This is a genomic window from Cupriavidus sp. 01T418 (assembly GCF_056398885.1).
In genome coordinates, this window is sequence record NZ_JBFTQG010000020.1 from 1 (window position 1) to 23,292 (window position 23,292).

Consider the following 23,292-nt stretch of genomic DNA (forward strand, 5'->3'; position numbering starts at 1 on the left):
CGGTCGTGTCCTCGCCTTGATTCAGAATAATGACCTCCACTTGCTTCGCCTCGCAAATGGCGAACACCAGTTCGGCACCGAACCACAACAGCCGGTCCTTATGCGTGATGATGAGCCGGCCGACCTGGCCTCCTGTCACCGCGCCGAGCCAGCCATCTTGCGTGACATGCTCAAATTATTCAGGAATGAGCGGAAACGAGCAACTTTTATGCAAGCAGTTCGAGCCCCGTTGCTGCAGCCGATACGCTCAGTGTTTGGCCAGCGAGGCAGCCGCGCGCTCGATAAACGTGGCCAGGTCGGTATCGCGCCGGGTCAGGCCGTTGGCGTCATGGGTGGACAGGGTGATGTCGACGCGGTTGTAGACGTTGAACCACTCGGGATGGTGGTCGGCCTTTTCCGCGGCCAGCGCTACACGGGTCATGAAGGCGAAGGCGGCGTTGAAGTCGGCAAAGGTAAAACGCTTGTGGATTGCGTCGCGGTCTTTGACGAGGCTCCAGCCGGGCAGGGCGGCCAGCAGCGGTGTGCGTTCTTCCAGCGAAAGGGGCACGAGGGGCGCAGGGGACATGATGGGTTCGATGCTCCGAAAGGGAAAAGGGGAAAGCGGAAAAGCGTGAAGCCGGCCCGCCCGGCCAGCCTTCCGGCCTGTGCGACCTGTGCCGGGACGGGGCTGGGCGGGCATGCCGCCATTCTTTCACAAAGTGCGTGCGCGGGCAGCCCGTGCCGGGCTCAGACGTCGTCGCTATCGGCCCAGCCTTCGCGCGTGCCGCGGTTGAGCACGAGGTCGGTGGCGGCCACGTCGCCGGCGCCCAGCGTGGGCAGCACGCGCAGCGCCTCGTAGAGCGGCGCGAAATCCGGGCGGGTGGCGTCGAACAACTGGTCGAAGCTGTCGATCACGAAGTACGTCTTCTGGAAGGTGTCGATGCGGTACCGCGTGCGCATGATGCGGCGCACATCGAAGCCGATGCGGTTGGGGCTGGCCGAGTCCAGGCTGTAGATCGATTCGCCCTGGCTCGACAGGATCCCCGCGCCGTAGATGCGCAGGCCTTGCGGCGTGCGGATCAGGCCGAATTCCACGGTGTACCAGTACAGCCGCGCCAACATGTCGAGCGCGCCCAGCGAGGCGGCCTTGAGCCCGCCCTTGCCGTAGGCTTCCATGTAGTTGGCGAAGACCGGGTTGATCAGCAGCGGCACGTGGCCGAACACGTCGTGGAAGCAGTCCGGCTCCTGCAGGTAGTCGAGCTGCTCGGGCTTGCGCATCCACCAGCTGGCCGGGAAGCGCCGGTTGGCCAGGTGCTCGAAGAACACGGCATCCGGCACCAGGCCGGGCACTGCCACCACCTGCCACCCGGTGGCGCGCATCAGGGTTTCGTTGAGCTGGTCGAAGCTGGGCACGCGGTCGCGCTCCATGCCCAGCGTGGAAAGGCCCTGCAGGAATTCGTCGCAGACGCGGCCGCGCAGCATGGTGGCCTGGCGGTCGTACAGCTTGCGCCATACCGCATGGTCGATGTCGGTATAGCGGTCCAGCGGCTGCGCGATGGTGAAATCGTCTCGCAGCTCCTGCCCGGACAGCAGGCCGGCATCGAATTGTTCTTTCAGCTTGTCGGTCATCGTGCCGGCAAAGCTGGCTTGGGCGTCGCCTGCCTGGGTAGCGGTAGCCATGGCGTCCATAAGGTTTATCTCCTGCAGAATTACCGCACAGTTTACTGAGACGATGACGCAGATGGCCCGCAAAAACGGCTTTCTTTCGTGATGTGATGCGTATATCACGCAGAAATTTGCTATTTTATGCGTGATATATGCGCGAGTGCCTTGCCGTCGACAATCGGCCTGCCACAAGCCGCGCCGCAGGGCCGACATTCCTGTCGGCAGGCGTAGTACACAACAAGAAGCGATTCCTGCCCGATTAACGCGATCGAAGCGACCCAATCATGACCAACCTCGACCCATTCGACCTCGCGCTGCTGGCGGCCTTGCAGACCGACGGCCGTTCCACCCACCAGCAGCTGGCCGAACGCATCCATCTTTCACCCAGCCAGATCGGGCGGCGCCTGGCGCGGCTGGAAGCCGACGGTGTCATCACCGGCTACCGCGTGGTGCTGTCGCCGCCGTCGCTCGGGCTCGGCGTGCTGGTGTTCACCAGCGTCAAGCTGGCCCACCATGGCGACACCATCGTCGAGCGTTTCCGGGAGGACATCCTGCTGCTGGAGGAGGTGCAGGAGTGCTACTCCGTGGCGGGCGAGGCCGACTACCTGCTGCGCATCATGGTGCCCGACCTGCCGACCCTTGCCGAATTCACCATGAAGAAGCTGATGCGCGTGCCGGGCGTGGAGAGCGTGCGTTCCAATATCGTGCTCACCGCGCTCAAGCGCGACGGGCCGCTGCCGCTGTCGCATTTGCGATAGCCGGCGGGCCCGCGCCTGGTGCCCGGACTTGCGCTTGCCATCGGCGCATGTCACCCTCGCCGGGTGCCGCAAACGGGGGGGGCAGGACAATGCAGATCGTCGCTCGGCTGGACAAGCGTGCGAAACGTGGTGGGTATGCGTGGGCCGGGTGGGCTGCCGCGGCTTGCCTGCAGGTTGTGCTGGCGACGATGCCGGGCCCGGCCCAGGCGGCGCAGATCGTGCGCTTCTCGCCGGAGGGCGAAGTGTCGCGCGTGCGGCAGGTGGCGATCCGGTTCGACGAAGCGATGGTGCCGCTGGGCGATGCGCAGGCAAGTCCGCCCGCGGTGGTGTCCTGCAGCGGCAGCGCGACCGCCGGACAGGCGCGCTGGATCGACGCCAAGAACTGGGTGTTCAATTTTGCGCGCGACCTGCCGCCCGGCGTCAAATGCTCGGTGCGCGTGGTCGCGGGCCTGAAGAGCGAGGCGGGCAAGGCCTACGCCGGCAAGCCGGAGTACCGCTTCGAAACCGGCGGCCCTACCGTGGTGGCGGCGCGGCCCGGCGACGGCGAGATCGAGGAAGACCAGGTTTTCGCGCTGCGCTTCAACGGACCGGCCACCGCCGACTCGGTGCGCACTGCGGCGTGGTGCCAGGCACAGGGCCTGGGGGAACGTATCCCGGTACGCTTGCTTGATGGCAAGGAGCGCGACGCCGTGCTGGCCGCGCTGCGCTGGAAGCTGAAGGCCGACGAGGCCGACACTGTGCACCTGCTGGCCTGCCAGCAGCGCCTGCCGTCCGGCGCGCGCATGCAGCTGGTGCTGGGCAGCGGCATCGCCACGCCTTCGGGCCTGGCCACGCGCGACGAACGGCGCCTCGACTACACCGTGCGCGAGCCTTTCACCGCCAGCTTTACTTGCGAGCGCGAACGCGCGCAGTCCCCTTGCACGCCGTTGCGTCCGATCTCGCTGGCGTTCTCGGCGCCGATCTCGCGCAAGGACGCGGAGCATATCCTGCTCAATACGCCGAAAGGCCCGCGCGCCCCGCAATTCGAGCCGGGCGCGGCGCGTGATGCGCCCGTCAGCAGTGTCACCTTCACGCCGCCCTTTGCCGAGAAGACCGGGTTCACGCTGTCGGTACCCGCCGGCCTGAAGGACGACAGCGGCCGCGCGTTGTCCAATGCCGACCTGTTCCCACTCGAGGTGAGCACGGCAGCGATGCCGCCGCTAGCCAAATTCCCGGCCGCGCCGTTCGGCGTGCTCGAGCGCTTTGGCGAACTGCCCAAGGGCAAGTCGCCGGCCGACTACCCTGCGCTGCTGCCGGTGACGCTGCGCAATGTCGAGGCGGACCTGCCCGTACTGGGCGTGCGCGCGCAAGCGGGCACCGTGCGCCGCCTCAAGGTGGACGACGACGGCGCCGTGCTGCGCTGGTACGGGCTGGTGCGCCGGTTTCACGAGGGCAGCTGGACCCGGGGCGAACTCAATGCCATTCTTGCGGGCCGCTCGCCTTCTGCCGTGAACAACCCGCGCGACGCACCCTCCATCGAAACCCGCTCGGTCTCGCTGCTCGATGGTGTGGCCGGCGCGCGCAAGCTTGCTATCCCGCAATTGTCGGAGCCGGGCGGCAAGGCGCCGCGCCCGTTCGAGGTGGTGGGCATTCCCTTGCCTGAAGCCGGCTTTCATGTGGTGGAGATCGCGTCGCCGGTGCTCGGCGAGGCACTGCTGGACAAGCCTGCGCCGATGTACGTGCGCACCGCCGCGCTGGTGACCAATCTCGGCGTGCATTTCAAACTCGCGCGCGGCTCCGGCAAGATGACGGCGCTGGCCTGGGTGACCACGCTCGACGATGGCAAGCCGGTGGCCAATGCCGCGGTGGCGCTGCGCGATTGCAGCGGCAAGCTGCTGGCATCGGGCCGCACCGGTGCCGCTGGGCTGGCCAGCTTCAACGGACTGGACGACGTGCGCGGACGCAGTTGCGACGACACCGGACTGTCGGGCTATTTCGTATCGGCGCGCATCGCCGCCGACCATCCGCAGGCGCGCGGCCAGGCCGATATGGCCTTCGTGATGTCCGGCTGGAACCAGGGCATCGAGAGCTGGCGCTTCAATGTGCCGACCGACACCAGCGCGATGCCGGACGTGCGCCTCCACACCATCTTCGACCGCACTTTGCTGCGCGCGGGGGAAACGGTGTCGATGAAGCACCTGATCCGCGCCGAGACCGCGAACGGGTTCGCGCTGCCGCCGGCGAGCGATCCCTTGCCGGAAAAAATGATCATCGTTCACGAAGGCAGCGGCCAGACCTACGAACAGCCGGTGCAGTGGCGCACCACCGCCACCGGCGGGCGCAGCGCCGAGAACACCTTCGCGATTCCGCAGGCTGCCAGCCTGGGTGTCTACTCGGTATCGTTCAGCGATGCGAAGGATCGCGTGCTGGATGGCGGCAGCTTCCGCGTCGAGGCGTTCCGCCTGCCGGTACTGGCGGGCACGCTCAAGGCCGGCAGCGGCGGGGCGCTGGTGGCACCGCCGGAGGTGCCGCTCAACGTGGAAGTGCATTACGTATCGGGCGGCGGCGCGGCGGGGCTGCCGGTACAGGTGTCGGCGCTGCTGCACGACAAGTACGTGCGCTTTGCCGACTATGAGGGCTATGCCTTCGACGCGCCGCGCAAACCGCGCAAGGACAGCAGCGGCGACGAGGACGAAGGCGAGGAAGGTGCGGCGCAGCGCGACGAGGCGCAGAAGCTGGTCGCCGACAAGCTGCCGCTGAAGCTGGACAAGAATGGCGGCGGCACGCTGACGCTGAAGAACATGCCCAGGCTGGATGAGCCCAAGGACCTCGTGGTGGAGTCGGGTTTTGCCGACCCCAACGGAGAGATCCAGACGCTGCGGCAAACCGTGCCGATGTGGCCGGCGGGCGTGGTGGCGGGGATCCGTGCGGAGAGCTGGGTCTCGGTCAGGCAGAAGCTCCTGGTGCACGCCGTGGCGCTCGATCCGCAAGGACGGCCGCAGGCCAATGTGCCGATCGCGCTGCGCGCGCAATTGCGCACTACCACTTCTGTGCGCAAGCGCGTGGTGGGCGGCTTCTATCGCTACGACAATCGCAACGAGAGCAAGGATCTCGGCAGCGTGTGCGAGAGCCGCACCGACGCGCAGGGCCGCATGCAATGCGAGGTGTCGCTGCCCGAGGCCGGCCAGGTGGAACTGATCGCGCAGGCCCGCGATAACTCGGGACGTGTATCGCAGGCGGCGACTACCGTGTGGGTGACGCGCCAGGGCGAATTGTGGTTCGGCGGCGGGAACAACGACCGCATCGACGTGCTGCCCGAGAAGAGGGCTTACGCGCCGGGCGACACCGCCGTGTTCCAGGTGCGCATGCCGTTCCGCCACGCCACCGCGCTGGTGGCGGTGGAGCGCGAAGGCGTGCTGGAAACGAGCGTGGTGGAGCTGAACGGGCGCGATCCCACGGTGCGGGTCAAGGTCAAGCCCGAGTGGGGCCCCAATGTGTATGTGTCGGTGCTGGCGCTGCGCGGCCGCTTGCGCGAGGTGCCCTGGTATTCCTTCTTCACGTGGGGTTGGCGCCAGCCTGCCGAGTGGTGGCAGGCGTTCCGCAGCGAGGGCCGGGAATATGCCGCGCCCACGGCGCTGGTCGATCTGTCCAAGCCGGCGTTCCGCCTCGGGCTGGCGGAAATCCGCGTGGGCAACGAGGGCTACAAGCTTGATGTCAAGGTGACGCCGGACAAGACCAGCTATCCGGTGCGCGGCAAGGCGCAGGTTGCGGTGCAGGTGAAGCTGCCGGATGGCAAGCCCGCGGCCAATGGCGAAGTCGCGCTCGCCGCGGTGGATGAAGCGCTGCTGGAGCTGATGCCGAACACCAGCTGGGACCTGCTCGATGCGATGCTGAGTCGGCGCAGCTATGGCGTGGAGACGGCTACCGCGCAGATGGAAATCATCGGCCGGCGCCATTACGGCCGCAAGGCGGTGCCGGCAGGCGGCGGCGGCGGCAAGAGCCCCACGCGCGAGTTGTTCGATACCTTGCTGCTGTGGAATCCGCGCGTGCAGCTCGATGGCGAAGGGCGGGCCATGCTGACGGTGCCGCTCAACGATTCGCTCACGCGTTTCCGCATTGTCGCCGTGGCGGACCTGGGCGTGAACCGCTTCGGCAGCGGCAGCGCAAGCATCGCCGCCACGCAGGATCTGCAACTGATCTCGGGCCTGCCGCCGGTGGTGCGCGAGGAGGACCGTTACCGCGCGATGTTCACGTTGCGCAATACGACGCAGCGCGCCATGACGGTGCAGGCCGTGGCACGCGTCAGCCCGCCGGGGCAGGCCGCCCAGCCGCAAGCATTGGCGGCGCAGGCCGTGGAGATTCCCGCCGGCGAATCGCACGAGATCGGCTGGGACGTCAGCGCGCCGCTGTTGCCCGCGGGATCGCTGGTGCAGGAAGGGACCGTGCAGTGGGAGGTGCAAGCCACCGAGACCGGCAAGACCGGCGGCGCCAGCGATCGCGTGAAGCTCTCGCAGCAACTGGTGCCAGCGGTCCCGCTCACCGTGCAGCAAGCCACGCTGGCGCAACTGGCGCCCAACCTCGCGGTGCCGGTACGCGCGCCGCAGGGCGCGCTCGCGGATGCCGCGGGCCAGCCGCGCGGTGGCCTGCAGGTGAATCTGCAAGCCTCGCTGGCCGGCGGCATGCCGGGCGTGCGTGACTGGTTCCGCAACTATCCGTTCTCGTGCCTGGAGCAGCGCGCTTCGCGCGCGGTCGGGCTGGGCGATGCGGCGCAGTGGAACGCGTTGACGGCGCAACTGCCCGGCTATCTCGATGACGATGGGCTGGCCGCGTATTTCCCGCTGCAGAACGAAGGGAACGCCGGCAGCGAGGTCTTGACCGCCTACCTGCTGGCCGTGTCCGACGAAGCGGTGCGCGCGGGCTTGCCGCTACGCCTGCCCGACGAAGCCCGCGAGCGCATGGAACGCGGGCTGGCTGCCTTCGTCGAGGGCCGCATCAAGCGCGAGCGCTGGGCGCCGACGCAGGACCTGGAAGTGCGCAAGCTGGCCGCGCTCGAAGCGCTCTCGCGCAGCGGGCATGCGCAGGCGCGCATGCTCGGGTCGATCCAGATCCTGCCGGCGCAGTGGCCAACCTCGGCGCTGCTCGACTGGATCGCCTTGTTGTCGCGCGTGCAGGATATCCCGCAGCGCGAGGAGCGGCTGGCGCAAGCGCAGCAGATCCTGCGTTCGCGGCTGACGGTGCAGGGCACGCGGCTGGCGTTCTCCACCGAGCGCGATGACAACTGGTGGTGGCTGATGAGCGGCGGCGATCTCAACGCCGCGCGCCTGCTGTCGCTGTCGCTCGACCTGCCTGGCTGGAAGGACGAGAGCGCGCAATTGGCGACCGGCCTGCTCGGCCGCCAGATGCGCGGCGCCTGGGGCACCACCACGGCCAACGCCTGGGGATCGCTGGCGATCACGCGCTTTGCGCACGCCTTCGAGAAGACGCCGGTGGCGGGCGCGACGCGCGTGACGCTGGAAGGCATGCCGGAAGCCGCGCGCAGCTTCGACTGGGCGCGTGCCGGGAAAGCCGATGGCGTGGCCGGCGGCAGCGTCAGCCTGCCATGGCCGCGCGCCGGCGTTGCGGCCACCTTGCGCGCCGATCAGCTAGGCGCCGGCAAACCCTGGGCCACCGTGCGGGCGCTGGCGGCGGTACCGCTGGCCGCGCCATTGTCGGCGGGCTACCGCATTACGCGCAGCGTGACGGCGGTGGAGCAGGCGGTGGCGGGCAAGTGGTCGCGCGGTGACATCTATCGCGTGAAGCTGCAGATCGATGCACAGGCCGATATGACCTGGGTGGTGGTGAGCGACCCGGTGCCGGCCGGCGCCACCATCCTCGGCAGCGGCCTGGGGCGCGATTCGGAGATCGCCTCGCGCGGCGAGCGGCGCAAGGGGGCATGGCCCGCATTCACCGAGCGTACGCCGCAGGCCTTGCGCGAGTATTACGCCTACATGCCGCGCGGCAGTGCCACCGTGGAATACACCGTGCGGCTGAACAACGCTGGTGAGTTCGCCTTGCCGCCCACGCGGGTGGAGGCGATGTATGCGCCGGATGTGTTCGGCGCGCAACCCAATGCCAGAGTGACCGTAGGAGCACGCCCTTGAGCTGGCTTGCAACGATGATGCCCGCGCGGGTGCGCGAATGGTGGTTGGCCGGCACGATGGCCGGGCTGGTCTACGGCGGCCTGCTGGTCACCGTGGCGATGGATTTGCCACCCGGCGCGCCGTTGAATGGGCAGATTGCTTTCCAGCCGGCGTGGAAGACCGCGATGGCGCTGATGCTGGTGCGCGCGGCGCGCTTCCATCCGGCGCGCCGCGAGCGGCGCTGGCTGATGGCGGCACTGCTGTTCTCGGCCATCGGCGACTTCCTGCTGGCAATGCCATGGCTGTCGTTCTCCTTTGTCGGCGGGCTCGGGGCTTTCCTGTTCGCGCATTTCGCCTACATCGGATTGTTGCTGCCGATGGCGGGCGACTGGCGAGCGCATCGCCTGCTCGCTTGCGGCGCGGTGATGGGGGCGGCCGGCGTCATGCTCGGGCGCTTCTGGCCCAACCTGGGCACGTTGGTGGTGCCGGTCTCGGTCTATGTGGTGGCGCTGGCGTCGATGGTTTGCGCCGCGCTGGTGGCGAAGCTGCCGACGCCGCTGGCCGCGCTCGGCGCGGTGTTCTTCGCCGTCTCGGACGGGCTGCTCGGCAGCGCGCGTTTCCTTGTGCCGTTCGACACCTTCGCGCTGGGCATCTGGTGGACGTATGCTGCCGCGCAGGTGCTGCTGGTGGCCGGCGTGGCAGCCGGCCGGAACGAATGAACGCAAGCCAGTGCATGCTGCGCGCGGTCTTGCTCGCTGCCTGCGTGGCGAGCGCGCCGGCCCATGCGTTGCCGACCTTCGACAGCGTGCGCGCAAGCTGGCGCAGCGCCGACGTGGTGGTGCTCGACCGCCACGGCGAGGCCTTGTCCCGCGTGCGCGACGATTTCCGCGCGCGCCGCGGCGACTGGGTCACGCTGGCGGAGATTTCGCCGGCGGTGCGTACCGCCATCGTGCTGTCGGAGGACAAGCGCTTCTATGCACATAGCGGCGTGGACTGGCAGGGCGTGGCCGCCGCCGCCTGGGCCAATCTGTGGAACACGCGCACGCGCGGCGCCTCCACGCTGACCATGCAGCTCGCCGGGCTGCTCGATGAAGATCTGCGGCTTGCCGATGGCGGCCGCAGTGTGCGCCAGAAGATGGCGCAGGCCGTGCGCGCTGCCGCGCTGGAGCGCGGCTGGAGCAAGGACCAGATACTCGAGGCCTATCTCAACCTGGTGCCGTTGCGCGGCGAACTGGTGGGATTGTCCGCGCTGTCGCAGGCGCTGTTCGGCAAGTACCCCAGCGGACTGGACGCACGCGAAGCGGCGCTGGCGGTGGCGCTGGTGCGTGCGCCCAATGCACGTGCACGGCAGGTGGCGCAGCGCGCCTGCGGCATCCTGCGCGAACAGCAATTGCCCCAGGCATGCGATGGCCTCGACGGCTTTGCGGAACTCGCCTTGCTGCGCAGTGGCGGCAAGGTATCGACGTCTGCCCAGGCGCCGGGCATGGCGCCCAGCCTCGCACCGCATCTTGCCCGCCTGCTGGTCGCGCAAGCGCGCACCGCGGGCACCGTACCGCCCACCATCACTTCCACCCTCGATGCGGGCCTGCAGCGCGTCGCTGCGCGCAGCCTGGAGCGTCATCTGCGCGAACTCGCGGGACGCAATGTGGAAGATGGCGCGGTGGTGGTGATCGACAACGCCAGCGGCGACGTGCTCGCCTACGTGGGTTCGTCGGGCGCCTTGTCCGCGGCCACGCAGGTCGATCACGCGGCGGCGCCGCGGCAGGCCGGCTCCACGCTCAAGCCTTTTCTCTATGAGCAGGCACTGGAAGCGCGGCGGCTGACCACGGCCTCGCTGCTCGACGACCGGCCGGTCAACCTGCCCACCGGCGGCGGCGGCGGGCTCTATGTGCCGCAGAACTACGACCGTCAATATGCGGGCTGGGTCAGCATGCGCGCGGCGCTGGCTTCGTCGCTCAACGTCCCCGCGGTGCGCACGCTGGTGATGGTCACGCCGTATCGATTTCACCAGCGCCTGACCGCGCTCGGGCTGCCGCTCGCGCAGGCTGGCGACTACTACGGCTACAGCCTGGCGCTGGGCAGCGCCGATGTGCCGCTGGCCGCGCTCACCAATGCCTATCGCGCCTTCGCCAATGGCGGGCGTTATGCGCCCGCGCGCTTGCGTACCGATGCGGCGCCGGTGGCGGCGCGCCCGGTGATGTCGCCGGCCGCCAGCTACCTGGTTGCGGACGTGCTATCGGACCGCCACGCGCGTGCGCGCACCTTCGGTCTCGACAGTCCGCTCACCACGCGTTTCTGGACCGCGGTCAAGACGGGCACGTCGAAGGACATGCGCGACAACTGGTGCGTGGGCTGGTCGCAGCGCTACACCGTGGGCGTGTGGGTAGGCAATGCCAGCGGCGCGAGCATGCACGAGGTGTCGGGCGTGTCCGGCGCTGCGCCGGTGTGGCACGAAATCATGGAGGCTCTGCACCGCTCGGTGCCGAGCGTGGCGCCGGCCATGCCCGCGGGCGTGGAGCGCGTACCGCTGCGCTTCGCGAATGGTCTCGAACCCGCGCGCGAGGAAGTCTTTCTTGCCGGAACCGCAATGCGGGTGGTCAATGTGGCCAGCGCGGATAGCGTTCGGGGTGCCGCACGCACGGACAATGCGGTAGCCGCCATCGCCAGCCCTGCCGACGGCACCGTGTTCGCGCTCGATCCCGATATCCCGCCAATGGCGCAGCGCGTGTGGTTCCACGCCGAGGGCGTCAGCGGACAGACCGCGCAACGCGTCAGCTGGCGCATCGACGGCAAGCCGCTCGGACGGGGCGGGCAAGTGGCCTGGCTGCCCTGGCCCGGCCGGCATGAAGTGGCGTTGCTGGACGGTGCCGGCAAGGTGGTGGACCGGATCGGCATCGAAGTGCGCGGCGCGGTGGCGAAGGCCACGCCGGCGCGAGCGGCGCGCGTGCCATGAGGAATTCGACGAACACGCGCAGCTTGGGTGGCATCCTTGGGTGGCATCAGTACCTGGCCTGGATATTGGAGATAGCAGCCTTGCTGGCGCATTGAGCCTGCCGGGTGTGCGGCGCCGGCGGCGAGTTCGCGGATAATCCAGCATCGCGAACCGCCGCCGGAGCCACCCGCCGTGTCCCTTGCCCTGCTTGACGCCGCCCAGACCGCGGCCCGCCTGCCTTATCCCGCGCTGGCCCGCGCCATTGCCGACATGCTGGCCGAGTTGCGCGCGGGCACGGCCATGGCGCCGCCACGCATCGCCCTGCCGGTGGGCGATGCGGCGGGCGGCGAAGGCACGCTGCTGGTGATGCCCGCGCGTAACCGCGAACTGGTGATGACCAAGAACATCACGGTGCACCCCGGTAATCCGCAGCGCGGCTTGCCTAATATCCTCGGTGAGGTGGTGGTGGCCGACGCCCATACCGGGCAGCGGCTGGCGTTGCTGGACGGGCCCACCGTGACCGGCCGGCGTACCGCCGCCGTGTCGCTGCTGGCGGCGCAGTCCTTCGCGCCGGAGCCTGGCGGGGAACTGCTGATCATCGGTGCCGGCGTGCAGGCCCAGACGCATCTCGAAGCCTTCGTCGCCGGCCTGGCGCCGCGCCGCGTGTGGCTGCATTCGCGCACGACCGCCAAGGCCGAGGCCCTCGCCGCGCATGCGCGCACGCTTGGCGTCGACGCGCAGACGGTAGCCGACGCCAGCATCGTCCTGCCGCGCGTGTCGATGGTGGTGACCGTGACGTCCAGCCTGACCCCGGTGCTGCCTGACCTGGACAGTGGATTGTGGCGCGACGAGCATTTCATCGCCGCGGTGGGCGCCTTCCGTCCGGAGATGTGCGAGCTGCCGCCGGCGCTGTGCCAGGCGGCCTCGGCGCATGGCCGGCTACTGGCCGACACCTTGTTCGGCATCGAGGAGGAGGCGGGCGACCTGCTGCAGGCTGGCATCGACTGGGCCACCGTGCAGCCCTTCGAGCAGGCCATCCTCGCCGCCGCCGAGCTGCGCGCGCGCCGGGGCAGCCCGGTGGTGTTCAAAAGCGTCGGCTACGCCTTGTGGGACCTGGCCGCCTGCGTGCTGGCCAGCGCGGCCGCCTGACACCTCGCCAGGTGCGAGGGTCGCCGGAATTCCCTTGTACCAGGTAGGCCTATCCGGCGCAGCAGGATTTTCGGCCGGCGAGCGTCGCAAATTCGGTACAGTTTCGCGCGCGATTCCACCGTGATTTGCCGCTTTTTTAATGGTTAACCCGTACTTTTGGGAGGCGCTTCTACAAATGTGTTAAGCGCTTGAAACAAGTGGGTCATATCAGACAGGATAATGCGTGCCTCGGGTAGAGAATTAACCAGGAGTAAGAGGCATGTCCCATAAGAAGTTCCTGCTGGCCAGCGTAGCCATGCTGATTGCCGGCGCTGCGCAAGCGCAAAGCGCCGGCAGCAATATCGTCAGCCTGGGCTGGTTCCGCGTGATGCCGACCAATTCGGCCAACCCGCTGGTGGTCGATAGCATCAACGGTTTTCCCGTTGGTCAGACCGAACCCGGTACCAGTGCCAAGATCAAGTCCGCAGACACGCTCGGCATCGCATTCGGACACTTCTTCACCGACAACATCTCGGGCGAGCTCGTTGTCGGCATTCCGCCGAAGCACGATGTGCAGGGCTCGGGCACGTTCTCCAAGTACGGCACGGTGGGCAACGTGAAGCAATGGAGCCCGGCGTTTGTGGTCAAGTACCACTTCCTGGAAGCGAAGTCCAAGTTCCGTCCCTATGTGGGCATCGGCGTGAACTACACGTGGTTCACCGACGAAACCATCAGTAACCAGACCTTCGTGAAGTCCGAGTTCGGCCCGAACGCCACGATGACGGCCAGCGCCAAGAGTTCGTGGAACGCGGTCTTCAATGTCGGTGCGAACTACGCCGTGACCGACAACTGGTTTGTCGGCCTGTCGGTTTCCTACCTGCCGCTGTCCAGCACCGCCACGCTCACTACGCAGAACGCCGGTCCGGCGGGCAATGCCACCGTGGTGTCGCATACCAAGATCAAGATCGATCCGGTGGTGACCTTCCTGAGCGTCGGCTACCGCTTCTAAGCTGCGGGGTAGCCGCCAGGCAAACGGGCGCCTCGCGAGGCGCCCGTTTGCCTGGCGGCAGCGGCGAGCCATGCCCGCCGCGCCGGCTTATGCGCCGCCCTTGACGGGATAGCCCGCCGCCTCGATCGCTTCGCGCAGGGCCTGGCTGCTGGCGGCGGCTTCCACCGTGACTGCTTGCGCGGGAATGTCGGCCGACACCTTCGCGGCCGGATCGAGCGCCTGCACAGCGCGCGTGATGGCGCCCACGCAGTGGCCGCACGACATGCCTTCAACCTGGAACCGGATCATCTGGAATCTCCTGTAGCAATGGATGTGAAGAAAGCGTCCTGCCGCTCCAAAAAAGCGTACCCACCGCTGCGCTGGCCGGCCCGGACTGGCATCTACCCCTGAAGTTTGCACCTTCCCACGATGGGAAGCGCAAGGCCGCTCGATGCCATCCCGATTGGTGCAGGTGGCGCATGCATTGCTTGCGTTCGGCCTTGACCTTCCCAACATGGTAAGGTCCATCATGTGTTGGTCGTCACCTTGAATCTCATTGCGTCAGGCCATGCCCGCTAATTCCCAACTTCTTCCAGTACCCGGCGCGTCGGCAAAAGCGCCGGCTGCCGAATGGCGGCTGCCGATCGGCGGCATGACGTGCGCCTCGTGCGTGCGGCGCGTCGAGACCGCGCTGGGCAAAGTGCCTGGCGTGCGGCAGGTCGCCGTTAACCTCGCCACCGAAGAGGCCACGTTGGAAGCCGATAGCGCGGCGGTGCTGCCGGCCGCTGCCGAGGCGGTGAAGGCCGCCGGCTACGAGGTGCCGCACCATGCCATTGACTTGTCCATCAGCGACATGACGTGCGCGTCCTGTGTGGCCCGTGTCGAGCGCGCCCTGAAGGCCGTGCCGGGCGTGGTGGAGGCGCACGTCAACCTGGCGACCGAGCGGGCCGAGGTCACGGTGATGCGCGGCGCCGTGGATGCCGATGGGCTGGCCGCGGCAGTCGCGCGCGCCGGCTATGGCGCCGTGCCGGTGGGTGGCGAAGCGCCAGCGGGCGCGGCAGGCGAGGGCTTCTGGTCCGGTCCGTGGCCGGTGGCGATATCGGCGGCGCTGTCGCTGCCGCTATTGGCACCGATGGTGGCGCAATGGCTCGGCGTGCACTGGATGTTGCCGGCCTGGGTGCAGTGGCTGCTGGCCACGCCGGTGCAGTTCGTGTTCGGCTGGCGTTTCTATCGGGCGGGCTGGAAGGCCGTGCGCGCGGGCGCTGGCAATATGGACCTGCTGGTCGCGCTCGGTACTTCGGCGGCCTATGGTTTGTCGCTGTGGCTGATGTGGCGCGGCGCCCACGGCATGCCGCACCTCTACTTCGAAAGCGCGGCGGTGGTCATCACGCTGGTGCGGCTGGGCAAGTGGCTGGAGACGCGCGCCAAGCGCCAGACCGCGGACGCCATCCGCGCGCTGGCCGCGCTGCGTCCCGATAGCGCGATCGTGCGCCGCGATGGCGGCGAAGTCACGGTGCCGCTCGGCTCGGTACGGGTGGGCGACGAGATCGTGGTGCTGCCGGGCGCACGCGTGCCCGTGGATGCGCAAGTGGTCGAAGGCAGCAGCCATGCCGACGAATCGATGCTGACCGGCGAGAGCCTGCCGGTGCCCAAGGAGCCCGGCGCGCTGTTGACCGGCGGCGCCATCAATTACGAAGGCCGGCTGGTCGCGCGTACCGTGGCGGTGGGCGCGGAGACAGTGCTGGCCCGCATCATCCGCATGGTCGAGCACGCGCAGTCGGCCAAGGCGCCGATCCAGCGCATGGTCGACCGCGTCAGTTCGGTGTTCGTGCCGGTGGTGCTGGGTATCGCGCTGGCCACGCTGCTGGGCTGGGGCGTCGTCGGCGGCAACTGGGAAACGGCCTTGCTCAACGCGGTGGCGGTGCTGGTGATCGCCTGCCCCTGCGCGCTAGGCCTGGCCACGCCGACCGCGATCATGGCGGGCACCGGCGCGGGTGCCCGCGCCGGCATCCTGATCAAGGACGCCGAGGCGCTGGAAGTGGCGCACCGGGTCAAGGTGGTGGCCTTCGACAAGACCGGCACGCTGACGGTGGGCAAGCCGGAAGTGGTCGCGCTGGCGGTGCCTGACGGTGCCGGCGCAGACGAGGAGCAACGCCTGCTGGCACGCCTGGCCGCGCTGCAGGCCGGCAGCGAGCATCCGCTGGCGCATGCGGTGCTGGCGGCAGCCCGGGCGCGCGGCATCGCGGCGCCGGCGGCTGGCGATGTGCGCGCGCTGCCGGGAATGGGCTTGGCCGGCAAGGTGGACGGCGTGGCGCTGCAGCTTGGCAGCGAACGCCTGCGTGCTGCGCTGGGCGCAGCGGCAGGTACGCTGGACGCGCGGGCGCGAGCGCTGCAGGAGCAGGGGCGTACGGTGTCCTGGCTGATCGAGACGGGCGCGCAGGATGCGTCGCCTGCGCAAAACCGCGTGCTGGGCCTGGTCGCTTTCGGCGACGCCGTCAAGCCCGGCGCACGCGCCGCGATCGAACGGCTGCGTGCCGCTGGTGTGCGCACGGTGATGCTGTCCGGCGACAACAAGGGCGCCGCCGCGCGGGTGGCCGAGATGCTCGGGCTGGACGAGGTGCAGGCGGAAGTGCTGCCGGCCGACAAGGCGGAGCGCGTCAATGGCCTAAAGGCGGGCGGCACTGTGGTGGCGATGGTGGGCGACGGCATCAACGATGCGCCGGCGCTGGCCGCGGCCGATGTCGGCATCGCCATGTCGACCGGCACCGACGTGGCCATGCATGCCGCCGGCATCACGCTGATGCGCGGGGATCCGGCGCTGGTGGCCGATGCGCTGGCGATCTCGCACCGCACGGTGCGCAAGATTCGCGAGAACCTGTTCTGGGCCTTCTTCTACAATGTGATCGGTATCCCCCTGGCAGCGGCCGGTCTGCTCAACCCGGTGGTGGCCGGCGCGGCCATGGCATTCTCCAGCGTGAGCGTGGTCGGCAATGCACTGCTGCTGCGGCGCTGGAAGCCGGCGGAGACAGAACATGAATATCGGTGAAGCGGCACATGCATCCGGCGTCTCCGCCAAGATGATCCGGCACTACGAGGCCATCGGCCTGCTGGCGGCGCCACCGCGCAGCGAGGGGGGCTACCGCCGCTACGACGAGCGCGCGGTGCACACCTTGCGCTTCGTACGGCGTGCCCGTAATCTCGGGTTCTCGCTGGATGAGATACGCGGCCTGCTGTCCTTGTGGCACGACCGCGCGCGCGCCAGCGCCGACGTGAAGGCGCTCACCTTGCGCCACGTGGCGGACCTGGAGCAGCGCATCGCCGAACTGGCCGCCATGCGCGATACGCTGCGCCAGCTGGCCGAGGCCTGCAGCGGCGACGCGCGGCCCGATTGCCCGATTTTGGCGGACATGGCGAGGGCCGGGCTGGATGAGACCGGCGACGCGGAGCATGGCGCAGGCGGCGTGGCGATGCCGGCTCGCCATCGCCACGCCCATGAAGGGGACGGCACGGCGGCCACCTAGCCGCGCGTGGCGGCGGCCAGTGCAACCGTAGCGCCAGAACCAGCACCACCGTAGCGGAACAGAGATGGAGACCAATCGCATGGATCGACCTAGTACCGCTGCTCCTGCCGGGGCGCCCGCGAGCCTTGCCGGCGGTGGTGCCGGCGAGGCCGGTGACGCTGGTCCCGGTGCCGTGGCGCAGGCACGGCCCATCGTTCCCGCCGAAAGCCGCCAGCGCATGCGCGACGGCACGCAGCTGCTGCTGCGTACCTGGCAGCCCGATTCCGAATCCTTCCCCGAGGCCACCGGCTCGCTCTTGCTGGTGCACGGCCTGGGCGAGCACTGCGGCCGCTACCAGCACGTGGCCGAGCTGCTGTGCGGCCTGGGGCTGCGCGTGCGCGCCTACGACCAGCGCGGCCACGGCGCCAGCGGCGGTCCACGCATGGTGGCCGAGCACCCGGATGTCTTTGTCGAGGATCTCACCGAAATCCACGACGCGGCCGTGAGCCAGTGGAAGGAACTGCCGTTCCTGCTGGGCCACAGCATGGGCGGCCTGGTGGCCGCGCGATTCGCTACCGCACGCCTGCGGCCCGTGCGCGCGCTGGTGCTGTCGTCGCCGGCGCTGGCACTGAAACTGTCGGCACCGATGCTGACGCTGCACCGCTTGTTGCTGACGCTGGTGCCGCGTCTGCGGGTGCCCAACCCGATCGATGCGCGCTATCTGTCGCACGATGCGGCGACGGTGGCGCGTTATCGTGCCGATCCGATGGTGCAGGGCACCATCAGCGCCGGCGTGCTCGAGACGTTCCTGCATGGCATGGCGCAGGCGCAGGCCGATGCGATGCTGCTGGAAGCCCCCACGCTGATGCTGGTCGCGGGCGACGATCGCATCGTCGACCCGGCCGGCAGCCGGCGCTTCTGCGATAGCGCGCCACGCGACCTGTGCGAAGGGCGCTGGTTCGACAGCGGTTACCACGAGCTGTTCAACGAGGCGCAGCCGTTGCGCGACGAGGTATTCACCGTGCTTGCCGACTGGTTGCGCAAGCATTTGCAGCCGCAGGCGGCGTGAGCGCGCATGATGCGTTGCTGGCTGCCTCCACCTGAACCATTGCGCGCGACCGTGGCCAAAGCTTGGCAGCCTGCGCAGGTCCGCGGGCATTCGCAAGCCCGGCGGGGCGTTCCCGCGCGGGTTCGTCTTCAACCCATTCCAACGCGGCGCAAGGCCTGACAAGAAAAAAGCATGGAGACTTACGACTACATCATCGTCGGCGCCGGCTCGGCCGGCTGCGTGCTGGCCAACCGCCTGACCCAGGACCCCGAGGTGAGCGTGCTGCTGCTCGAAGCCGGCGGGCGCGACGACTATCACTGGATCCACATTCCGGTGGGCTACCTGTATTGCATCGGCAACCCGCGCACCGACTGGATGTACCGCACCGTCGCGCAGGCCGGGCTGAACGGCCGCTCGCTGGGCTATCCGCGCGGGCGCGTGCTGGGCGGTTCGTCGTCGATCAACGGCATGATCTATATGCGGGGGCAGCGCGAGGACTATGACGACTGGGCGCGCCTGACCGGCGACGACGGCTGGCGCTGGGACAATGTGCTGCCGCTGTTCAAGCGCAGCGAGGACCATCATCGCGGCGGCGACGAATTCCATGGCGCCGGCGGCGAATGGCGCGTGGAAGGGCAGCGGTTGCGCTGGGACATCCTGGAGCGCTTCATGGACGCCGCCGGGCAGGCCGGCATCCCGCGCACCGACGATTTCAATCGCGGCGACAACTTCGGCGTGGGCTACTTCGAGGTCAACCAGCGCCGCGGCATCCGCTGGAATACCGCCAAGGCCTTCCTGCGCGGCGCGGCCGAACGGCCCAACCTGACCATCGTCACCGGCGCCCATGTCAGCGCGCTGACGTTCGATGGACGGCGTTGCAGCGGCGTGGCCTATCTCGGCGGCGGGCAGCCCTTTACGGTGGCGGCGCGCGAGGAGGTGATCCTGGCCGCGGGCGCGGTCAATACGCCGCAGTTGCTGGAGCTGTCCGGCATCGGGCAGCCCGAGCGGCTGCAGGCGATGGGCATCTCCGTGCGCCATGCGCTGCCCGGCGTGGGCGAGAACCTGCAGGACCACCTGCAGCTGCGCAGCGTGGTGAAGGTGGAGGGCGTGCGTACGCTCAATACGCGCGCGGGCAGCTGGTGGGGCAAGCTCGGCATCGGCCTGCAGTACGCGGTCAACCAGAGCGGCCCGATGAGCATGGCGCCGTCGCAGCTGGGCGCGTTCGCGCGCTCGGACGCGTCGTACGCGCGGCCCAACCTGGAGTATCACGTGCAGCCGCTATCGCTCGACAAGTTCGGCGACCCGCTGCATCGCTTCAACGCGTTCACCGCCAGCGTGTGCAACCTGCGCCCGACCTCGCGCGGCAGCGTGCATATCGCCGATCCGGAGTTTCGCCATGCGCCGGTGATCGCGCCCAACTACCTGTCCACCGATACCGACCGCAAGGTCGCGGCGGATTCGCTGCGCCTGACGCGGCGCATCGTGGCGGCGCCGGCCCTGGCGCCCTACAAGCCGCAGGAATGGCTGCCCGGCGCGGCGCTCCAGACCGACGAGGAGCTGGCCCAGGCCGCGAGCGAGATCGGCACCACCATCTTCCATCCGGTGGGCACCTGCCGCATGGGCCGGCCTGACGATCCCGAGTCCGTGGTGGACCAGCGCCTGCGCGTGCTCGGTATCGACGGCTTGCGCGTGGTCGATGCATCGGTGATGCCGCTGATCACCTCGGGCAATACCAACTCGCCCACCATCATGATCGCCGAGCGCGCGAGCGACATGATCCGCGAAGACCGGCGCCAGCGTGCGAGCGGCGCGGCAGGCAAGGTCGTGGACGGCGCCGCGTCCCCGGCGCAAGCGCCGCTTGCCGCCAAGGCGGGCGCCGCAACCCAGGCCTGAGTCCCCAGGCCTGCCGCAAACCCGAGGCGATCCTGACACCAACCTGACATCTGGTTCATGTTTCATAATCAGTGCAAACCCGGATGTTTTGCGACGCAGCAGACGCACACAATAGACGCCGGGCTGCCGTGCAGCACCGCTCACATTGGCGCGCCCTCGCCGGGGGCGCGCCGCGCGTTCGGCGAGGGCGCGGCGCGGCTGGCAAAAGGACAAGCGGCGCCAACGCCGCAAGCCACGGGGAGCGCGATGGATTGGCGCGACCTGTGCCGTGGTGGTGCGGCAGGCACCACAGTTCTGACCATTTGGCGGTGCCGACCAGAAGCCGGCGCCGCGGCAAGAGGGCGGGCAGGAGACCATGAATCAACAAGACACGATCCTGGAAACGCGGAACCTCACCAAGGAATTCAAGGGGTTTACGGCGGTAAGCGATGTCAATCTGCGGGTAGCCCGCGGGTCCATCCATGCCTTGATCGGCCCCAACGGGGCCGGCAAGACCACATGTTTCAACCTGCTCACCAAGTTCCTCGAGCCGACCACCGGTACGATCCTGTTCAACGGCATCGACATCACGCGCGAGAAACCCGCGCAGATCGCCCGCCGTGGCGTGATCCGTTCGTTTCAGATCTCGGCCGTGTTCCCGCACCTGACGGTGCTGGAAAACGTGCGCATCGGGCTGCAGCGGCAACTCGGCACTTCCTATCATTTCTGGCGCAGCGAGAACACCCTCGACACGCTCAACGGGCGCGGCATGGAACTGCTCGAACAGGTCGGCCTGACCGACGCGGCCGACACCGTGACCGTCAACCTGCCATACGGCCGCAAGCGCGCGCTGGAGATCGCCACCACGCTGGCGATGGAGCCCGAGCTGATGCTGCTGGACGAGCCCACCCAGGGCATGGGCCATGAAGACGTGTCGCGCGTCACCGAACTGATCCGCAAGGTGGCTTTGGGGCGCACCATCCTGATGGTCGAACACAATATGAATGTGGTCTCGTCGATCGCCGACAAGATCACGGTATTGCAGCGTGGCGCGATCCTGGCCGAAGGGCCGTACGCCGAAGTATCGAAGGACCCGCGCGTGATGGAGGCCTATATGGGCACCGTCGATGCCGAACTGCAGGGCGCGCACTGAGGAGCCAGGATGAGCACAACGCCCGCACTAGAGATCAAGGACCTGCACGCCTGGTATGGCGAATCGCACATCCTGCATGGCGTGGACCTGACCGTGAACCCCGGCGAGGTGGTGACCCTGCTGGGCCGCAACGGCGCCGGGCGCACCACCACGCTGCGCGCCATCATGGGCCTGACCGGCCAGCGCAAGGGTTCGATCCGCGTCAACGGCACCGAGACCATCGGCATGCCGACGCACAAGATCGCGCATTGCGGCATCGGCTATTGCCCGGAAGAGCGGGGCATCTTCGCCAGCCTGTCGTGCGAGGAGAACCTGCTGCTGCCGCCGCCGCTGAAGATGAAGGGCGGCGCGGCGCAGAAGGGCATGAGCGAAGCCGAGATCTACGAGATGTTCCCCAACCTGAAGGAGCGCCGCCAGAGCCAGGGCACGCGCCTGTCGGGCGGCGAGCAGCAGATGCTGGCGGTGGGCCGCATCCTGCGCACCGGGGCCAACCTGCTGCTGCTCGACGAGATCTCCGAGGGGCTGGCGCCGGTGATCGTGCAGGCGCTGGCACGGATGATCCTGATGCTCAAGAAGAAGGGCTACACGGTGGTGATGGTGGAGCAGAACTTCCGCTTTGCCGCGCCGCTGGCCGATCGGTTCTATGTGATGGAACACGGCACCATCGTCGAGCGCTTCGCAGCCGCCGAGCTGCAGGCCAAGATGCCGGTGCTGAACGAACTGCTTGGGGTCTGATGCTTGCTGGCGCGCGTCGCCGGCAAGCATCGCAGGCAATGTTTTAGGGCAGGAACGGGTGGCGTCACGTGCCGCCGAAACCAAGGAGATAAGCAATGAAGATGACTCGGGTGGCGGTCGCTCTGGCGGCTATCGTAGCGGGGGTGGCAACGGGTACGGCATCGGCACAGGTCTCGGGCGATTCCGTCAAGATCGGCTATATCACCGACTTGTCGGGCCTGTACGCGGACATCGACGGCCCGGGCGGCCTCGAAGCCATCAAGATGGCGATCGAGGATAACGGCGGCAAGGTGCTGGGCAAGCCGATCGAGCTGCTCTCGGCGGATCACCAGAACAAGGCCGACATCGCCGCGTCGAAGGCGCGCGAGTGGATGGACCAGCAGGGCCTGGACGTGCTGATCGGCGGCACCAATTCCGGCACCGCGCTGGCCATGAACAAGGTGGCGTCGGAGAAGAAGAAGGTCTACATCAATATCGGCGCCGGCACGGCACGCCTGACCAACGAGGAGTGCTCGCCGTACACCGTGCACTACGCCTATGACACGGTGGCGCTGGCCAAGGGCACCGGCAGCGCAGTGGTCAAGCAGGGCGGCAAGTCGTGGTTCTTCCTGACGGCGGACTATGCCTTCGGCCATTCGCTCGAGACCGACACCGCTGCCGTGGTGAAGGCTAGCGGCGGCACCGTGGCGGGTTCGGTGCGCCATCCGCTGAACGCCTCCGATTTCTCCTCCTTCCTGCTGCAGGCGCAGTCGTCGAAGGCGCAGATCCTGGGCCTGGCCAATGCCGGCGGCGACACCATCAACTCGATCAAGGCGGCCAAGGAATTCGGCATCACCAAGACGATGAAGATCGCTGGCCTGCTGATGTTCATCAACGATATCCACAGCCTGGGGTTGAAGAACACCGAAGGCCTGCTGATGACCGACAGCTGGTACTGGGATATGAACGACGATACGCGCAAGTTCGCCGCGCGATACTTCGCCAAGATGAAGAAGATGCCGAGCAGCTTGCAGGCGGCCGATTATTCCGCGGTGCATACCTACCTGAAGGCAGTCGAGGCAGCCAAGACGGATGATCCGGACAAGGTCATGGCCGAGCTGAAGAAGACCAAGATCAACGACTTCTACACCAAGGGCTACATCCGCCAGGACGGTCGCGGCATTCACGACATGTACCTGCTGCAGGTGAAGTCGCCGGCCGAGTCGAAGAAGCCGTGGGACTACCTGAAGGTGGTGGCCACCATCCCGGGCGACCAGGCCTTTACCTCGGTGGCGGAATCGAAGTGCGCATTGCTGAAGAAGTAAGCGGTAAACGCAAGCCTGTGAGTTGAACGTGTATTGCCCCCGCCCGGTACCGTCGACCGGCATCGGCAGCGGGGGGCCAGTGTCTTTGTTTGCACCGGGCCAGCCATGGCGCCGGGTTCGCGGCTCGGAGCA

At 68.1% G+C, this 23,292-nt stretch carries 16 protein-coding genes and 1 pseudogene; 13 read left to right on the top strand and 4 right to left on the bottom strand.

The window, feature by feature from the left end:
- The 3 genes and pseudogenes from AC1DQ3_RS19720 to phhA all read right to left on the bottom strand — a co-directional run.
- Positions 1-130: pseudogene (locus tag AC1DQ3_RS19720) on the bottom strand (IS607 family transposase); the annotation flags it as partial.
- Between the two features lie 117 nt (positions 131-247).
- Positions 248-565 (bottom strand): 4a-hydroxytetrahydrobiopterin dehydratase, encoded by a 318-nt coding sequence (locus AC1DQ3_RS19725; protein WP_477121839.1) that lies wholly within the window; start codon positions 563-565, stop codon positions 248-250.
- Positions 566-726: 161 nt separating this feature from the next.
- Complete coding sequence (gene phhA, locus AC1DQ3_RS19730) at positions 727-1,659, bottom strand: phenylalanine 4-monooxygenase (RefSeq protein ID WP_477121933.1); 933 nt, start codon at positions 1,657-1,659, stop codon at positions 727-729.
- 269 nt (positions 1,660-1,928) lie between these two features.
- On the opposite strand from phhA, the gene AC1DQ3_RS19735 reads away from it, so the two are divergent.
- From AC1DQ3_RS19735 to AC1DQ3_RS19760, 6 genes are all read left to right on the top strand, one after another.
- On the top strand, positions 1,929-2,402 hold the full coding sequence (locus AC1DQ3_RS19735) for an Lrp/AsnC family transcriptional regulator (protein ID WP_477121840.1): 474 nt from the start codon (positions 1,929-1,931) through the stop codon (positions 2,400-2,402).
- Between the two features lie 89 nt (positions 2,403-2,491).
- The gene (locus AC1DQ3_RS19740) at positions 2,492-8,521 is read left to right on the top strand and encodes an alpha-2-macroglobulin family protein (protein ID WP_477121841.1); all 6,030 of its coding nucleotides are present in this window, start codon (positions 2,492-2,494) and stop codon (positions 8,519-8,521) included.
- Positions 8,518-9,219, top strand: a complete 702-nt coding sequence (locus AC1DQ3_RS19745; protein WP_477121842.1) for a lysoplasmalogenase — start codon at positions 8,518-8,520, stop codon at positions 9,217-9,219. Before AC1DQ3_RS19740 ends, AC1DQ3_RS19745 begins: the two co-directional genes overlap by 4 nt.
- Entirely contained in the window at positions 9,216-11,453 is a 2,238-nt protein-coding gene (pbpC, locus tag AC1DQ3_RS19750; protein WP_477121843.1) for a penicillin-binding protein 1C, read from the top strand. The genes AC1DQ3_RS19745 and pbpC overlap by 4 nt, the downstream gene beginning before the upstream one ends.
- A gap of 171 nt (positions 11,454-11,624) precedes the next feature.
- Positions 11,625-12,581 (top strand): delta(1)-pyrroline-2-carboxylate reductase family protein, encoded by a 957-nt coding sequence (locus AC1DQ3_RS19755; RefSeq protein ID WP_477121844.1) that lies wholly within the window; start codon positions 11,625-11,627, stop codon positions 12,579-12,581.
- A gap of 259 nt (positions 12,582-12,840) precedes the next feature.
- Positions 12,841-13,569 carry an OmpW/AlkL family protein gene (locus AC1DQ3_RS19760; protein WP_477121845.1) on the top strand — a complete coding sequence of 243 codons (729 nt, stop codon included), beginning with the start codon at positions 12,841-12,843 and terminating at the stop codon, positions 13,567-13,569.
- A gap of 87 nt (positions 13,570-13,656) precedes the next feature.
- Here the strand turns inward: AC1DQ3_RS19760 and AC1DQ3_RS19765 are convergent, their stop codons facing one another.
- On the bottom strand, positions 13,657-13,857 hold the full coding sequence (locus tag AC1DQ3_RS19765) for a heavy-metal-associated domain-containing protein (RefSeq protein ID WP_477121846.1): 201 nt from the start codon (positions 13,855-13,857) through the stop codon (positions 13,657-13,659).
- 259 nt (positions 13,858-14,116) lie between these two features.
- Between AC1DQ3_RS19765 and AC1DQ3_RS19770 the strand changes: the two genes are divergently transcribed.
- The 7 genes from AC1DQ3_RS19770 to AC1DQ3_RS19800 all read left to right on the top strand — a co-directional run bounded on the left by AC1DQ3_RS19770 (position 14,117) and on the right by AC1DQ3_RS19800 (position 23,160).
- On the top strand, positions 14,117-16,594 hold the full coding sequence (locus tag AC1DQ3_RS19770) for a heavy metal translocating P-type ATPase (RefSeq protein WP_477121847.1): 2,478 nt from the start codon (positions 14,117-14,119) through the stop codon (positions 16,592-16,594).
- Complete coding sequence (gene cueR, locus AC1DQ3_RS19775; RefSeq protein WP_477121848.1) at positions 16,581-17,069, top strand: Cu(I)-responsive transcriptional regulator; 489 nt, start codon at positions 16,581-16,583, stop codon at positions 17,067-17,069. Before AC1DQ3_RS19770 ends, cueR begins: the two co-directional genes overlap by 14 nt.
- A 79-nt stretch (positions 17,070-17,148) precedes the next feature.
- The gene (locus AC1DQ3_RS19780) at positions 17,149-18,117 is read left to right on the top strand and encodes a lysophospholipase (protein ID WP_477121849.1); all 969 of its coding nucleotides are present in this window, start codon (positions 17,149-17,151) and stop codon (positions 18,115-18,117) included.
- Positions 18,118-18,288: 171 nt separating this feature from the next.
- Entirely contained in the window at positions 18,289-19,989 is a 1,701-nt protein-coding gene (locus AC1DQ3_RS19785) for a GMC family oxidoreductase (protein ID WP_477121850.1), read from the top strand.
- A gap of 355 nt (positions 19,990-20,344) precedes the next feature.
- The gene (locus AC1DQ3_RS19790; RefSeq protein ID WP_477121851.1) at positions 20,345-21,121 is read left to right on the top strand and encodes an ABC transporter ATP-binding protein; all 777 of its coding nucleotides are present in this window, start codon (positions 20,345-20,347) and stop codon (positions 21,119-21,121) included.
- 9 nt (positions 21,122-21,130) lie between these two features.
- Complete coding sequence (locus AC1DQ3_RS19795; RefSeq protein ID WP_477121852.1) at positions 21,131-21,856, top strand: ABC transporter ATP-binding protein; 726 nt, start codon at positions 21,131-21,133, stop codon at positions 21,854-21,856.
- A gap of 95 nt (positions 21,857-21,951) precedes the next feature.
- Positions 21,952-23,160 (top strand): ABC transporter substrate-binding protein, encoded by a 1,209-nt coding sequence (locus AC1DQ3_RS19800; protein WP_477121853.1) that lies wholly within the window; start codon positions 21,952-21,954, stop codon positions 23,158-23,160.
- Positions 23,161-23,292 lie beyond the last annotated feature (132 nt).